Raw genomic sequence first — 15,142 nt, 5'->3', positions numbered from 1 at the left:
AATTATTTATCCCGCAGCTTCAGCAGTTGTAAGAACCCGCACCGCATTTGTATGATTTCAAACGTTTAACCTATGTTTATATCCGATGACTGCTGCGACTACGTGCTTCCGAGAGAAGCTGGTATCTTTCATTGACCTAGTGCTCGTCGTTCGCCATGGCCGCGCCGGAGCGGGAGTGGCGCGGTTCTCTGGCCTGAGAGAACATGGTCCGACCTCCCCGAATGCAAATCTTGCGTTGTAACCGCTTGCTATGGACGCTATCCGCCGAGGTTTAGGCGCAGCCACGGCAGCATCTGCATCCGAGGGACTTGGCAGCCCGGCAAATTCTAGTTCCGCCGGGCGCCGATCTCGGGAAAATTTACTTCGTCGAGCCGGTCTTATCTCGGTCATCCTGCAGGCCGGTGCGACGCGGATCGAGGTCGGGGTGATCGGTCCGGAAGCCTTCGTGGACGCGTCCAACGTGATCCCCGGTTCGACACCGTCGCCTTACGGACACGTCGGTCAGGTTGCGGGAATCGCCCGGGTGATCGACCGCCACGTTCTCGAGGCGGCGATGGAGCGGAGCCCGACCCTGCGGCGGCAGATGTTGCGCGTCGTCCAGGCGGCGTTGTTCCAGGCGCGACAGACCGCCTTCGTGAATGTCAGCTTCGGCATCGAGACCCGGCTCGCCCGCTGGCGACTCCAGTGCCACGACCGCGTCGCGGGCGACGAGCTTCTCCTCACCCACGAGATTCTGGCGGTGATGCTTTGGGGGTTCAGCGTTCCGGCCTGACACTGGCGGTCCAGAATCTCGAAGGCTCTAGCTTCATCCGGGCACGGCACGGACGGATCACGATCCGGAACCGGAACCGGCTCCAGGAGGCGGCAGGGAACGAGGCGGCAGGGAGCAATGACGGGGTCGCCGAGGCGGCCTATCGACGCCTCGTCGAGGAGGGATGCGGCGCTGCGCCCCCCTCGCGCCTACGTTCCCGGTGCGAGACCGGACTCACTCGGCGGCGTGGGAGGGATCCTCGGCCTGCACCGGTTCCACGTCGGCGAGGGATGGGACATAGGCGCACCAGGCGCATCGGCCGGCCTCCGCCGCGCGCGGGGTGTTCGCCTGAGAGCAGAGCGGGCAAACGTCGAGCCGGAGCCCCGCGTCGCAGAGGACGCCGCGTCCACGGCCGCGGAAAGTAATCTCAGCATCCTGGGAAATGGTTCGGAATCCTGCGTTGTCTGAAACCAGGGACGGGATCGAGGCGCCTGGCCTCGGCGGCACACCGGTCTCGGCGCGCGCGAGCGATAGCGGATGCGTCGCGACGGCGCAAAGTGAATGCTGCAGTGCAACGCTTCGGCCCGCGACGTATTCTGTGTGATCGTGCTGGCCAGGACAGTGGAGCGAGAGACGCCGTGAGACGCACCGAGCGAAGCACAACGTTCATCGCGTTTCGGCGTGACGCGAGCGCGGCCGTTTGACATCTAGCGGTATGCGCTCCTGGCTTCTCATCCTGCTCGGTCTTGCGGCGACGGCTGCGGTCTGGTTGCTCTTGCCGGTTCATGACTGGCTTCAGGCCTTCGGCGCCTGGACGTCGAGCCTCGGCCCACTCGGTCCCGTCGCCTTCGGCGCTCTCTTCATCCTGGCCACGCTGCTGGTCATCCCGGGTACGCCGCTGACGATCGCCGGCGCGCTGGCCTTCGGCTGGTGGTCCCTTCCGATCGTCCTGGGGGCGGCGACCGTCGGCTCCGTCCTGGCCTTCCTCGCGGCACGATCCGTCCTGAGACAGCGCGTCGAGCGCGTCATTGCCCAGCGGCCCGCAATGGTCGCGACGATGGAGGCGGTGGGCGACGGCGGCTGGCAGTTGCTGACTCTGATGCGGGTCAGTCCCTTCGTGCCCTTCAACGCACAGAACTACATCCTCGGCCTGACCCGCGTTCGCATGCGAGATTTCCTCGTCTCGACCCTCCTGGGCATGATCCCCGGGACGATCCTCTGCGTGTATCTCGGCGTGATCGGCCGGACGGCAGCCGACTCGGCCGCCCATTGGATTCCGCTGGGGCTCGGCCTGGTCGCGACCGTCGTGGCCGTCGCCGTGACGCGCCGTCGCGTGCAGGCGAAGCTCGCCGCGCGTGGATTGCATCGCACCGAACGAACCTCCCGGGCGTCCGATTCCCCCGCGCCGGGGCTACCGCGTTCCGAGGGCCGCTGGCTTCGGCCGGGCCAGACCTGCTGGCGCATCGAGCAGGCCCATCGGGCCGCCGTGCTGCATGACGGCGCCGCCTATTTCGCGGCGGCCCGCAGCGCGATGCTGGAGGCGCGTCACTCCATCTTGCTGATCGGCTGGAGCTTCGACCCACGCCTGCGCCTCGCACCGGATGGCCGCCACGCCCCGGAGGGAGAAACCCTGGCGGACCTGCTCCACCGCCTGCGCGCCTGCCGGCCGGACCTCGCGATCCATCTCCTGATCTGGGACATGCCGTGGCCGCTCTCGGCCGGACGGGACCTGACCCCGGAGGCCGTCCGCACCCTGCTCGGTCCCGGCATCACCTACCGGGTGGATGCGACGCTGCCCTTCGGCGCCTGCCAGCACCAGAAAATCCTCGTCATCGACGATGCGGTGGCCTTCTGCGGCGGCGGCGACTTCGAAGCCAACCGCTGGGATACGCCGGCGCATCGCGACCGGGACCTCCGTCGTCGCCTCCCCAGCGGCGAGACCTATCCGCCGCGCCACGACATCATGATGGTGGTCGACGGTCCGGCGGCGGCTGCCCTGGGCGACCTCGCGCGCCAACGCTGGCTCGATGCCACCGGCGAGCGTCTGGCACCGCCGCCCGTGCGGGACGACGCGCCCTGGCCTGTCTCGGTGACGCCCCTCTTCAGCGACACGTCGGTCGCCCTGTCGCGCACCCGGCCCGCCGGCCCGAAGCGCGCTGCGGTGCAGGAGAACGCTGCCCTCTACGCCGCGGCGATCCGGGGCGCCAGGCGGGCCATCTACCTCGAGAACCAGTACCTCACGTCCCCCCAGATCGGCGAAGCGCTGATGGAGCGCCTCGGCGAGGCCGAGGGGCCGGAGATCATCATCGTGGTGGCCGAGCGCAGCCCGAATGCCTTCGATCGGCTGACCATGGACAGCGCCCGGCGAGGATTGATCCGTAAGCTCCGGACGGCCGATCGCCACGACCGCCTGCGTATCCTGGCACCGCATACACCCGAGGGACGCCCGATCCTTGTCCATTCCAAGGTCGGCATCTTCGACGATCGCCTGGTGCGCATCGGGTCGACCAACCTGAACAACCGCTCTCTGGGCTACGACAGCGAGTGTGACCTCGCCATCGAAGTCCTGCCGACCGAGGACGCGCCCCTCCTGCGATCCGCCATCGTGCGGCTGCGGGACGGCCTGCTCGCGCACCACGCGGGCTGCCCGCGCGAGGACTTCGAGGCGGCCGTGCAGCGGTACGGCTCCCTGCGGGCAGCGCTCGACGATCGATCCCGGGTGGCGCCCCGCCGGCTCTGCCCGGTGGTACCGTCGCGGCGCGGTGCCCTCGCCCGCCTGGTGGAGGCCTGGCATCTCGGTGACCCGGCCAGCGTGCGCGATGCCTGGCGGCCCTGGCGCCGGGCCGGTGCCCTGGACACGATCCGGCAGGGCGAACGCCCCGCCGAGGCCGACGCGCCTCAGGCCTCCGGGGCGACCGCCAGCGCCTCCTGAGAGCGCAGTACCGCCCGCGGTGCCTCGATCAGATCCAGGGTGGCGAGGAGGGGGAGGTGATCGGAGGCGCAGCACGCGGCACCGTCCCGCAGCACCGCCACCCGGTCCACCCGGAGCCCCGGACCGACGAACACGTGGTCGAGACGCAGCACCGGATAGCGGCTGGGGAAGGTCGCGAGCCCGGCCCGGCTGAGCGCGATCGCGCGGGCATCGCTCAGGTGCGCGCTCAGCTGACGATAGGCCCGGGACCACGGCGTCGCGTTGAAGTCCCCCGCCAGCACCACCGGTCCCGCCGCCGATGCAGCCGCGAGCCAATCGGGACCGAGGAGGGCCGCGAGTTGCGCCTTCCGCTCCGCCGCGACGAGGCCGAGATGGGTGTTGAGCACCTGCAGCCGGTATCCGTCGCACGCGACTTCCACCCACAGGGCGCCCCGCGGCTCGAGGCCGGGCCGTCCGGCGAGGCCCGGCAGGCTCCCGGCCCTGACGAGGCGGGAGGGATGCGTCGTGAGGATCGCGTCGCCGTAGCGCTCCGTTCCGACCTGGAGCGCGGCGTGGAAATGCGCCCGCATGCCCAGGTGCCGGGCGAGGGTCTGGGCCTGGTCCACGCCGCCGGTCCGGGCACGGCCGAGGTCGACCTCCTGCAGCGCGACGATGTCGGCGCGGCTCGACCGGATGGCGCGGGCGACGCGCTCCAGGTCGACGTGGCCGTCGGTGCCGCGGCCGTGCCGGATGTTGTAGCTGAGGAGGCGCAAGCGCGGGCCGATCGCCGTCAGGCCAGAGGCTCGGCCAGGCGCGTGCGATGCCGGTCGAGGGCGGCCCGCAATTGGGGCAGGAAGGGCGAATGGCTGTCCCACTGCGCCACCGCCTCCTGCAGCCGCTCCAGCGCCTCGACCTGGGCGGACAGGCCCGGCGCCTGGGAGAGATAAGCCCAGATTGCGTCCTCGGCCTCACCGATATCGACGGGCTGTTCGGCCAGCAGGAGGCCCTGGAAGCGCTGTAGCGTGTGGTCGAGATCGGCCATGTCGAACTCCCGGGGTCCTCTCTCAGCATCAACGCCGCACGATCCGGGCGCGGTCCACGCCTCGCGGCGATCCCGACCATATGGAGCGGCGCCCGCGAACGGGGAGCGTCGCCGACCCGCGTCTTCCCGCATCCGGCCCGTGTCATCCGGATGCACCCGCGGTGCGTCACGGATCCGGTGGGTTGGGACTTGACCGATTCGTGGCTATTGACCGATTTTTGGGCATGGGGCGGCCCGGTCGATGGGCGATGGCGGTCCCGCAGCATCGGCGTGGACGGCGCGGAGAACCCGGTTCGGGCTTGGCCCGATCCATGCCAAGGTGCACGTCATGCCACGGTGTCGGCAGTCGCCTGGGAAGCAGACTCGAAGAGGATGGGTGCCTTGTTGAAGTCCACGGTCAAAGCGTTCGTTTCGGCCACCGCCCTCGCCGCCGTGCTGGGCCTGTCCGCCACCGCCCCGGCCGCCGCGGCGAACGTCTTCCGGTTCGCCTTCCAGGGCGACATCAAGTCCCTCGACCCCTACTCCCTGAAGGAAAGCTTCACGATCGGCATGCACGGGGCGGTCTTCGACTCGCTCATCACCCGCGACAAGGACCTGAAGCTCGCGCCCATGCTGGCGGAATCCTGGGAGAATCCCGAGCCGACGCGCTGGCGCTTCCACCTGCGCAAGGGCGTGAAGTTCCACGACGGCTCGGACTTCACCGCCGACGACGTGATCTTCTCGGCCAACCGCGTGCGGGCGCCGGGCTCGAACTTCACCACCAACGTGCCGTCCGACGCCGAGTGGGTGAAGATCGACGACCACACCGTCGACATGAAGCTCAAGAGCCCCAACCCGATCGCCCTGTACCAGTTCTCGACCTGGTACATCATGTCGAAATCCTGGGCCGAGAAGAACGGCGCCGTCGCCCCGACCCTGCCGAGCGCGACCTCCACCAGCTACGCCGCCCTGCACGAGAACGGCACCGGGCCGTTCATCATCACCGAGCACCAGCCCGGCGTGCGCACGGTGTTCAAGAAGAACCCGAATTACTGGGCCAAGGTGGAATCCAACATCGACGAGGCGGTCTTCACCACCATCCAGAACGACGCCACCCGCGTCGCCGCCCTGATCTCCGGCGAGGTCGACTGGATCGACCCCGTGCCCCTGCAGGACGCCCAGCGCGTCAACGCCAGCGGCACCGCCACCGTGATGGCCGGGCCGGAGCTGCGCACGATCTTCCTCGGCATGGATCAGTCCCGCGACGAGCTGAAGGACTCGAACGTCAAGGGCAAGAACCCGTTCAAGGACGTCCGCGTCCGCGAGGCCTTCTACCGGGCCATCGACGAGGAGACGATCGCCAAGCGCGTCATGCGCGGGCAGGCCGTGCCTTCCGCCCTGCTGATCGCGCCGGTGCTGTTCCCCCGCGCCTCGGAGTTCAAGCGGCCCGACTACGATCCGAAGCGCGCCAAGGCGCTCCTCACCGAGGCCGGCTACCCGGACGGCTTCTCGCTGGGCATGGACTGCCCCAACGACCGCTACGTCAACGACGAGGCGATCTGCCAGGCGGTGGTCTCGATGCTGGCCCGGGTCGGCGTGAAGGTGAATCTCAACGCGCAGCCCAAGGCCAAGTACTTCGCCAAGGTGCTGGCGCCCGCCTACGACACCTCGTTCTATCTCGTCGGCTGGACCCCCTCCTCCCAGGATTCGCACAACATCCTGTTCGAGATCGCCGGCTGCCGGGGCGGCTCCAAGCCCGGCCGCGGAAACTGGAACCTCGGCAATTACTGCAACCCGAAGGTCGACGCGCTGGCCGATTCCGTCGAGGCCGAGAGCGACCAGACCAAGCGCAACGCCGAGATCAAGGAAGGCTTCGACACCATCCAGGCCGATTGGGGCTTCATCCCCCTGCACCAGCAGGCCCTCGCCTGGGGCGTCTCGAAGAAGGTCACCCTGGTCCAGCGCCCGGACAACATGCTGATGCTGTACTGGGTCTCGAAGCAGCCGTGATGAGCCCGACGGATCGGTTTCAGGACGTCGCGCCGGCCCGCGTCTCCGCCCAGCGGGGAAAGGGTGATCGCATCCGCGGCGTTGTCCGCCGAAATGGCTCAGGGAGCCCTCCGTCATCCCGGGGCCGCGCAGCGGAGCCCGGGATCCAGAAACGGAGGTGGTGCCAGACTTTCCACCGTCGGCGGTTCTGGATTCCGGGCTCGCCTGCGGCGCCCCGGCATGACGGCGCGCCACGTTTCACGATCGCTCGGAGTGCCGGTCTCGGCAATGTGCACGACCGGATCGCCCATTCATGATCGCCTTCATCCTCCAGCGCCTGCTCCAGTCCGTCGCCGTGCTGTTCGCCGTCGGCCTGATCGCCTTCTCGATGTTCCGGTTCGCGGGCGATCCGGTGAACCAGATCGTGGGCGTCGATACGCCCTATGCCGAGCGCGTCGCCATCCGGAAGGATCTCGGGCTCGACGATCCGGTGGCTGTCCAGTTCCTGCGCTACGCCGGCAACGTCGTGCGCGGCGAGTTCGGCACCTCCTACCAGTTCCGCCAGCCGGTCTCGGCGCTCCTGGCCGAGCGCATGCCCGCCACCCTCGAGCTTGCGCTGTGCGCAACGCTCTTCGCGCTCACCGTCGGCATCCTCATGGGCGTCTACTGCGCCCTGCGGCGGGACACCTGGCTCGCCAAGATCTTCCTCGCCATCTCGCTCGTGGGCATCAGCCTGCCGACCTTCCTCATCGGCATCCTGCTGATCTTCCTGTTCTCGGTGACACTGGGCTGGCTGCCCTCCTTCGGGCGCGGCGACACCGTGCGGCTGGGCTGGTGGACCACCGGTTTCCTCACCGCCTCGGGCCTGCGCGCGCTGATCCTGCCCTCCGTCACCCTGGGGTTGTTCCAGATGACCCTGATCATGCGGCTGGTGCGCGCCGAGATGCTGGAGGTGCTGCGCACCGACTACATCCGCTTCGCCCGGGCTCGTGGCCTCACCACCCGCTCGATCCACCTCGGCCACGCCCTCAAGAACACGCTGGTCCCGGTCATCACCATCGCGGGCCTGCAGCTCGGCTCGGTCATCGCCTTCTCGATCATCACCGAGACGGTGTTCCAGTGGCCGGGCATGGGCCTGCTCTTCGTCCAGGCCGTGCAGAACGTCGATATCCCGATCATGGCGGCCTACCTGCTGCTGGTCGCCGCCATCTTCGTCGTCATCAACCTCGTGGTGGACGTGCTCTACACCATCGTCGATCCCCGCCTGCGCCTGTCCACGGGACGGGCCGCATGAGCGCCTCCGTGCAGGACGCTCCCCTCCTCCCGCCGGCGCCGGCGAAGCGTTCCACTTGGGCCCGCTTCCTCGATTCCGACGTCTATGCCAGCTTCCGGCGCTCGAAACTGGCCATGGGCGCCTTCGCCGTGACCCTGGTCTTCGCGCTGCTGGCCCTGGCGGCGCCCTGGATCTCGCCGCAGAACCCCTACGACCCGGCCCAGCTCGAGCTCATCAACTCGAACCTGCCGCCGATCTGGTACGCCGACGGCGTCGCGCCCTTCACCCTCGGCACCGACGACCAGGGCCGCGACGTGCTCTCGGCGGTGTTCTACGGCCTCCGGCTGTCCTTGGTGGTGGGGCTCCTCGGCGTCCTGGTCTCGGGCGCCCTCGGCATCCTGCTCGGGCTGGTGGCGGGCTATTTCGGCGGCTTCGTCGACACGCTGATCATGCGCATCGCCGACGTGCAGCTCACCTTCCCGGCCATCCTCATCGCCCTGGTGGTGGACGGCGTCGCCAAGGCCGCGGTGGGCAGCCAGATGGACACGAACGCCGCCATCGGGCTCATCGTGCTCTCGATCGGGCTGTCCTTCTGGGTGCAGTACGCCCGGACCGTGCGCTCCTCTGTGCTGGTGGAGAAGAACAAGGACTACGTCCAGGCCGGGCGCCTGATCGGGTTGTCCTCGCCCGTCATCATGGTGCGGCACGTCCTGCCCAACGTCCTCGGGCCGGTCTTCGTGATCGCCACCATCAACCTGGCGCTCGCCATCATCACCGAGGCGACCCTGTCCTTTCTCGGCACCGGCCTGCCCGACTCGATGCCTTCGCTCGGCACGCTGATCCGCACCGGCAACCGCTTCCTGTTCTCCGGCGAGTGGTGGATCGTCGCCTTCCCGGGCTTGGCGCTGGCCGGCCTCGTCCTGGCGATCAACCTGCTGGGAGACTGGCTGCGCGACGCCCTGAACCCGAAACTCCAGTGATGGCGTCGGTATGACAGAGCCCGTTCTCTCGGTCCGCAACCTGCGCGTCGCCTTCGCGGGCCGGCGCGGCACCCTCACGGCCATCGACGACGTCTCGTTCGACATCGCCCGGGGTGAGATCCTCGGCGTCGTCGGCGAATCCGGGGCGGGCAAGTCCGTGACCGGCTCGGCCGTCATCGGCCTGATCGATCCGCCCGGTGCCATCGTGGGCGGCGAGATCCGGCTGCAGGGCGAGCGCATCGACACCCTGTCGCCCGAGGCCATGCGGCGCATCCGGGGCCGGCGCATCGGCATGATCTTCCAGGACCCGCTGACGAGCCTCAACCCGCTCTATCGCGTGGGCCGCCAGATCGTGGAGACCGTCCGCACCCATACGGACCTGTCCGAGAAGGCGGCGCGCCAGCGCGCCATCGATCTCCTGGCCGAGGTCGGCATCCCGGCGCCCGAGCGGCGGATCGACGGCTATCCGCACGAGTTCTCCGGCGGCATGCGCCAGCGCGTGGTGATCGCCCTGGCGCTCGCCGCTGAGCCCGAACTCATCATCGCCGACGAGCCCACCACCGCCCTCGACGTCTCGGTCCAGGCGCAGATCATCGCGCTCCTCAAGCGCCTCGGGACCGAGCGCGGCACCGCCGTGATGCTGGTGACCCACGACATGGGCGTGATCGCGGAAGCCGCCGACCGGGTGGCGGTGATGTATTCCGGCCGCATCGCCGAGATCGGGCCCGTGCGCGACGTGGTGCAGAACCCGCTGCACCCCTACGCCAAGGGTCTGATGGGGGCGATCCCGACCCTGGCCCAGGAGACCGACCGCCTCGCCCAGATCCCGGGATCGATGCCGCGGCTCTCGAACATCCCGACGGGCTGCGCCTTCAACCCGCGCTGTCCCTCCGCCTTCGCCCGCTGCATGGTGGAACGGCCCGACCCGATCCCGGTTGGAGCGCACCGGGTCGCCTGCCACCTCTACGACCGGTCGGAGGCCTCCGCCGCATGAACGCGCCCGTCATGCCGCCACCGATCCCGGGCGGCCGCGCCCCGGACGCCCACTACGTCGCCATCGAGGGCCTGCGGCGCACCTTCGACGTGTCGCGCCCCTGGCTCGCCCGGGTCATCGAGCGCCAGCCGCGCCAGATCCTGCGCGCCGTCGACGGCGTGAGCTTCGAGATCCGCCGGGGCGAGACCTTCGCGCTGGTCGGAGAATCCGGCTCCGGCAAATCCACGGTCGCCCGCATGGTCGTGGGACTGCTGCCGCCCAGCGCCGGCGACGTGCGCATCACCGGCGTCTCGATGACGGACCCGCGCCAGGCCGCCGATCGCCGCCGCCTGCGCCGCCGCATCCAGATGATCTTCCAGGACCCCTACGCCTCGATGAACCCGCGCTGGCGGGTCCGGCGGATCATCGCGGAGCCGATCCGGGCCTTCAACCTGCTCCAGGGGGACATTGCCATCGCCCGCCGCGTCGGCGAGCTCCTCGGCCTCGTCGGCCTGCACCCCGACGACGGGGTGAAGTATCCGCACGAGTTCTCCGGCGGCCAGCGCCAGCGCATCGCCATCGCCCGGGCCCTGGCCTCGGAGGCGGAGTTCCTGGTGGGCGACGAGCCGACCTCGGCCCTCGACGTCTCGGTCCAGGCCCAGATCCTCAACCTGATGCGCGACCTGCAGGACCGCCTCGGGCTGACCTACCTCTTCATCAGCCACAACCTCGCCGTCGTGCGCCACATGGCGAACCGGATCGGGGTGATGTATCTGGGGCGCGTGGTCGAGATCGCAGACGGACGGGAACTCTTCCGTGCTCCGAAACATCCCTACACGCGCATGCTGCTCGATGCGGTTCCGGATATCGGGCTCACCGGGCGCAGGCGCATCCCCGTCTCCGGCGAGATCCCGAACCCCATCGATCCACCCTCGGGCTGCGCCTTCAACCCGCGCTGCCCCTTCGCGAACGAGCGCTGCCGCATCGAGGTCCCGGCCCTGGTGGAGGGAGTGGCCTGCCACGCCTTCCAGGAGCGGCGGCTGCCGGCCTGACGGCCGGTGGCACCCCGAAGGCCCGTGGCATGCGCGGGCGCGTTCCAGAGCCAGAACATGAGCACAGACCCATCCATCGCCGCAGCCGATTGGGCGGCGAGCGCAGCGTCGGACAACGACATCCTCGGCCTCAGCGCCGTCGACCTCTCGGCCGCGATCCATGCCCGGCGCCTCTCGTGCGTCGAGGTCATGACCGCCTATCTGGATCAGATCGATCGGCTGAATCCCGTCGTCAACGCCATCGTGGCCCTGCGCGATCGGACCGAGCTCCTCGCCGCCGCCGAGGAGCGCGACGCACAAGCCGCGCGCGGTGAATTCCTCGGGCCGCTGCACGGATTTCCCCACGCGGTGAAGGACATCGATGCGGTGAAGGGCCTGCCCTTCACACAGGGGTCGCCGATTTTCCGCGATCGCATCGCCGCGGCCGACTCGATCATGGTCAAGCGCCTGCGCAAGGCGGGCGCGATCTTCACCGGCCGGACGAACATGCCGGAATTCGGCCTCGGCTCGCAGACCTTCAATCCCGTCTACGGCGCCACCCGCAATGCCTATGATCCGAGCAAGACCTCCGGGGGCTCCAGCGGCGGCGCGGCGGTGGCCGTGGCCCTCCACATGCAGCCGGTGGCCGACGGCAGCGACCATGCCGGCTCCCTGCGCAACCCGCCCGCCTTCAATAATCTCTTCGGCCTGCGCACCGGCTACGGCCGCATCCCGATCGAGACCAAGGACGCCTTCACGCCGGGCCTCGGAGTCTCGGGCGGGATCGGGCGTTCCCCGGCCGATATCGGCCTGCTGCTCTCGGTCCAGGCCGGCTACGACGCGCGCGTGCCCTACGCCAACACGCAGGACCCCGCGATCTTCACGGAAGGCCTGCAGCGGGACTTCGCCGGCGCGCGGATCGCCTGGTTCGACGATTTCGGCGGCTACCTGCCCTTCGAGCCGGGCGTGCTCGACCTCGATCGCAGCGCCCTCAAGGCCTTCGAGGCGCTGGGTGCCACGGTCGAATGGGATCGCCCGCGCTTCGACATGGGCAAGGTCTGGCGCGACTGGCTCATCCTCAGGGCCTGGATGACGGCCTCCAACCTGCGTCCGCTCTACGACGAGCCCGCCTACCGCGCCCTGCTCAAGCCGGAGGCGGTCTGGGAGGTCGAGCGCGGGCTCGCCCTCTCCGCCGACCAGGTCGCCGCCGCCCAGGAGGGCCGCACCGCCTGGTACGAGGCCGTGCGCCGGTTCCAGGAGCGCTACGACTTCCTGCTCATGCCCTCGGCCCAGGTCTTTCCCTTCGACGTCGAGGAACGCTGGCCGGAGACGGTCGGTGGTCGGGCGATGGACACCTACCATCGCTGGATGGAGGCGACGATTCCCGTCACCATGAGCGGCCTGCCCGCCCTCAACGTGCCGGCGGGCTTCGATCCGGCCGGGCGGCCGTCCGGCATCCAGATCGTCGGGCCGAACAACGGCGAGCGTGCCTGCCTGCAGCTCGGCGCCGCCTACGATGCCGAGACCCGATGGGTGACCCGGCGCAGGCCCGCCCTGCTGAACCCCGCCTGATCCGCCTCCAGAATTCTGATCCGAAATCCCTTTCCGAGCCCCCCGATGACCGACACGTCCGCGCCGCATCACGGCCGCTACGCCTACAGCGCCCTGCCCGACCGGCCGGTCTACGACTGGCCCGGGGGCAAGCGCCTCGCGGTCTATCTCGGGCTCAACCTCGAGGGTTTCGATTTCGGCCGTGGCCTCGGGGCCGAACTCGCGCCGGGCGGCCCGCAGCCGGACGTGCTCAACTACGCTTGGCGCGACTGGGGCAACCGGGTCGGCGCCTGGCGCATCAGGGACACCCTCGATGCCCTGGAGATGCCCGCGAGCGTCCTCGTCAACAGCCGCCTCTACGCCGATTGTCCCGGCCTGATCGAGGCCTTCCGGGCGCGCGGCGACGAGATCGTCGGCCACGGCCGCACCAATACCGAGCGCCAGGGCGACCGGCCGGAAGCCGAGGAGCGGGCCCTCATCGCAGAAGCCACCGCGATCCTGACCGCCCAGGAGGGCAAGGCCCCGAAGGGCTGGCTCGGGCCGTGGATCTCGCAGAGCCATTCGACGCCTGACCTCCTGGCCGAGGCGGGCTACACCTACCTGCTCGACTGGTGCCACGACGACCAGCCGACCTGGTTCTCCACCCGCGACGGCGGGCGGATCCTCGCTGTGCCCTACCCGCAGGAATTGAACGACATCCCCGCCATCGTGGCCCGCAAGGAGACCGGCCAGCAATTCGCCGACGCCATCGTCGAGGCCTTCGACGAGATGCTGGAGCAGTCGCGCCAGGCCCCCCTGGTCATGGGCATCGCGCTCCATCCCTACATCGTCGGCCAACCGCATCGCCTGCGGCCCCTGCGGCGCGCCCTCGCCCACATCGCGGCCCACCGCGACGAAATCTGGCTCACCACCGCCGGCGGCATCGCCGCCTTCGCAGCGGAGAGCGAGACCGCGCTGTAGCCGGACCGGCGCCGGCCGATCGTTCAGACATCGATCAGACAGGGGCAGCTAAAGCGAAGGCTCGCGTTTCTGCAACGCCCCTGCCGAGCCCCCCCATGCATGCCGATGCCTTCCTCGCCGCCGCCGAACGCCTGCCGGTCGCCGACCTCGACGCCCTGACGGGCGGCAAGGGCGTCGTTGTGGTGGCCCCCCACCCCGACGACGAGAGCCTCGGCTGCGGCGGCCTCATGGCCGAGGCCCGGGCGCAGGGTCGCGAGGTCCGTATCGTCATCGTCAGCGACGGCTGTGGCTCGCACACGCACTCGACACTCTATCCGCCGGCAAAATTGCGCGACCTACGCGAAACGGAGACGGTCGACGCAGCTGGTATACTGAGCGTTCCGCCGGAGGCCGTGACCTTTCTCCGCCTGCCCGATGCCGGGGTCCCCAGCGCCGGCCCGGTCGCCGAAGAAGCCGCGGCCCGAATCGCCGCCATCGCCCATGACGCCGGTGCCGGCGCCGTCTGCGTCACCTGGGGCCACGACCCCCATTGCGACCATCAGGCCGCCGCCGCCATCGTCCGCCTCGCGCGGCCCCACCTCGGACAGATCCGAATTTTCGCTTATCCCGTCTGGGGTTGGACCCTGCCGGAGGGCACCGAGGTCGGCCCCGATCCGACCGGCCTGCGCCTCGATGTCGGCGCCCACCGCGCCACGAAGGCCGCCGCGATCGGCGCCCACCGCTCCCAGACAACCGATCTCATCTCCGACGACCCGACCGGCTTTCGCCTGGAGCCGGCCATGGTCGAGCGCTTCACCGGCCCCTACGAGATCTTCGTCGCGATGGACGCGCCCGCCCCATGATCGCCGACACCACCCTCATCACCCTCAACAAGGGCCGCGACGCCCATCTCGCCCGCCTGCTCGAAGGCGTCGCGCGGGGCCCGCATCCGCAGGCCTGCGTCATCGTCGAAATGGGCGCCGAGCCTAAGCCCTTGCCCGATTACGGCTTTCCGATCCGCCGGATCATCCTCGATAGCGACGGCCTGCCCCTGGCGCGGGCGCGCAACGCCGGGCGCCATGCCGCCGAGACCGAGCGGCTGATCTTCCTCGATGTGGATTGTATACCCTCTGCCGATCTCGTGCCGAGCCTCAGCGCCGATCTAGCCGAAGCCGACGGGCTGATCTGCTGCGAGATCCGCTACCTGCCGGCTGGCGCCGTCCGAGAGGGCTGGACGGAGGCCGGACTACGCGCGGTGGGACACGCCCATCCCGTTCGTCAGTTCCCTACTCAGGGCATCGCCCAGTCCGACAATGCCGGGCTGTTCTGGTCCCTCGCCTTCGGCGTCCGGGCAACGACCTTCGACCGCCTCGGCGGCTTCGATGAGGGTTTCGACGGCTACGGGGCGGAAGATACCGACCTGGCGTTTCGCGCCGAAGCGCTTGGAATTCCGGTGCTATTCAGCGCCGGCGGCCAAGCCTTCCACCAGCACCACCTCGCCTGTGACCCGCCGCTGCAGCACTTCGCCGACATCGTCCGGAACGCCACGCGCTTCCGGACGCGACACGGCCTCTGGCCGATGGACGGATGGCTCGATGCCTTCGCGCAGCGCGGACTCATCAACGCGGGATGGCGCGATGGCCTCATCGTTCTGCGCCAACCGGGCGCCGACGAGGTTGCCGCGACGCGGCTCCCCGCCGACCGGCCTTTCTGACAGGTCGGC

General features: G+C 69.5%; 13 protein-coding genes. 11 read left to right on the top strand and 2 right to left on the bottom strand.

All coding sequences use genetic code 11. The annotated features are described in order from the left end of the window. Positions 1–445: 445 nt before the first annotated feature. A complete protein-coding gene (locus AC1MGR_RS07305) occupies positions 446–772 on the top strand; it encodes a cyclic nucleotide-binding domain-containing protein (protein ID WP_480234153.1) in 327 nt (108 codons plus the stop codon). A 694-nt stretch (positions 773–1,466) separates the two neighbouring features. Beyond that, on the top strand, positions 1,467–3,683 hold the full coding sequence (locus tag AC1MGR_RS07300; RefSeq protein ID WP_480234152.1) for a VTT domain-containing protein: 2,217 nt from the start codon (positions 1,467–1,469) through the stop codon (positions 3,681–3,683). On the opposite strand, the gene AC1MGR_RS07295 is transcribed toward AC1MGR_RS07300, so the two are convergent. Then, positions 3,650–4,435 (bottom strand): endonuclease/exonuclease/phosphatase family protein, encoded by a 786-nt coding sequence (locus AC1MGR_RS07295; RefSeq protein ID WP_480234151.1) that lies wholly within the window; start codon positions 4,433–4,435, stop codon positions 3,650–3,652. The two genes, AC1MGR_RS07300 and AC1MGR_RS07295, sit on opposite strands and share 34 nt — an antisense overlap. 17 nt (positions 4,436–4,452) lie before the next feature. Further along, the gene (locus tag AC1MGR_RS07290) at positions 4,453–4,704 is read right to left on the bottom strand and encodes a hypothetical protein (protein WP_108039609.1); all 252 of its coding nucleotides are present in this window, start codon (positions 4,702–4,704) and stop codon (positions 4,453–4,455) included. A gap of 381 nt (positions 4,705–5,085) precedes the next feature. On the opposite strand from AC1MGR_RS07290, the gene AC1MGR_RS07285 reads away from it, so the two are divergent. From AC1MGR_RS07285 to AC1MGR_RS07245, 9 genes are all read left to right on the top strand, one after another. Next, positions 5,086–6,693, top strand: a complete 1,608-nt coding sequence (locus tag AC1MGR_RS07285) for an ABC transporter substrate-binding protein (RefSeq protein WP_480234150.1) — start codon at positions 5,086–5,088, stop codon at positions 6,691–6,693. Between the two features lie 292 nt (positions 6,694–6,985). Beyond that, on the top strand, positions 6,986–7,966 hold the full coding sequence (locus AC1MGR_RS07280) for an ABC transporter permease (RefSeq protein WP_108039538.1): 981 nt from the start codon (positions 6,986–6,988) through the stop codon (positions 7,964–7,966). After that, complete coding sequence (locus AC1MGR_RS07275) at positions 7,963–8,925, top strand: ABC transporter permease (RefSeq protein ID WP_108039540.1); 963 nt, start codon at positions 7,963–7,965, stop codon at positions 8,923–8,925. Before AC1MGR_RS07280 ends, AC1MGR_RS07275 begins: the two co-directional genes overlap by 4 nt. A gap of 10 nt (positions 8,926–8,935) precedes the next feature. Continuing rightward, positions 8,936–9,919 carry an ABC transporter ATP-binding protein gene (locus AC1MGR_RS07270; RefSeq protein WP_480234149.1) on the top strand — a complete coding sequence of 328 codons (984 nt, stop codon included), beginning with the start codon at positions 8,936–8,938 and terminating at the stop codon, positions 9,917–9,919. An 11-nt stretch (positions 9,920–9,930) separates the two neighbouring features. Next, positions 9,931–10,950: an ABC transporter ATP-binding protein gene (locus AC1MGR_RS07265; RefSeq protein ID WP_480234740.1), complete on the top strand. Its 1,020-nt coding sequence runs from the start codon at positions 9,931–9,933 to the stop codon at positions 10,948–10,950. 57 nt (positions 10,951–11,007) lie between these two features. After that, positions 11,008–12,501, top strand: a complete 1,494-nt coding sequence (locus tag AC1MGR_RS07260; protein ID WP_480234148.1) for an amidase — start codon at positions 11,008–11,010, stop codon at positions 12,499–12,501. Between the two features lie 45 nt (positions 12,502–12,546). After that, positions 12,547–13,440: a polysaccharide deacetylase family protein gene (locus tag AC1MGR_RS07255; RefSeq protein ID WP_480234147.1), complete on the top strand. Its 894-nt coding sequence runs from the start codon at positions 12,547–12,549 to the stop codon at positions 13,438–13,440. A gap of 95 nt (positions 13,441–13,535) precedes the next feature. Further along, positions 13,536–14,282 carry a PIG-L deacetylase family protein gene (locus AC1MGR_RS07250; protein ID WP_480234146.1) on the top strand — a complete coding sequence of 249 codons (747 nt, stop codon included), beginning with the start codon at positions 13,536–13,538 and terminating at the stop codon, positions 14,280–14,282. Further along, entirely contained in the window at positions 14,282–15,133 is an 852-nt protein-coding gene (locus AC1MGR_RS07245) for a glycosyltransferase family 2 protein (protein ID WP_480234739.1), read from the top strand. The genes AC1MGR_RS07250 and AC1MGR_RS07245 overlap by 1 nt, the downstream gene beginning before the upstream one ends. The last annotated feature ends 9 nt before the right edge of the window (positions 15,134–15,142 follow it).

It is taken from the genome of Methylobacterium sp. BI1, assembly GCF_056680125.1.
Note: the sequence above shows the minus strand (reverse complement) of the source record. Positions and strands in the feature narration are given on the sequence as shown.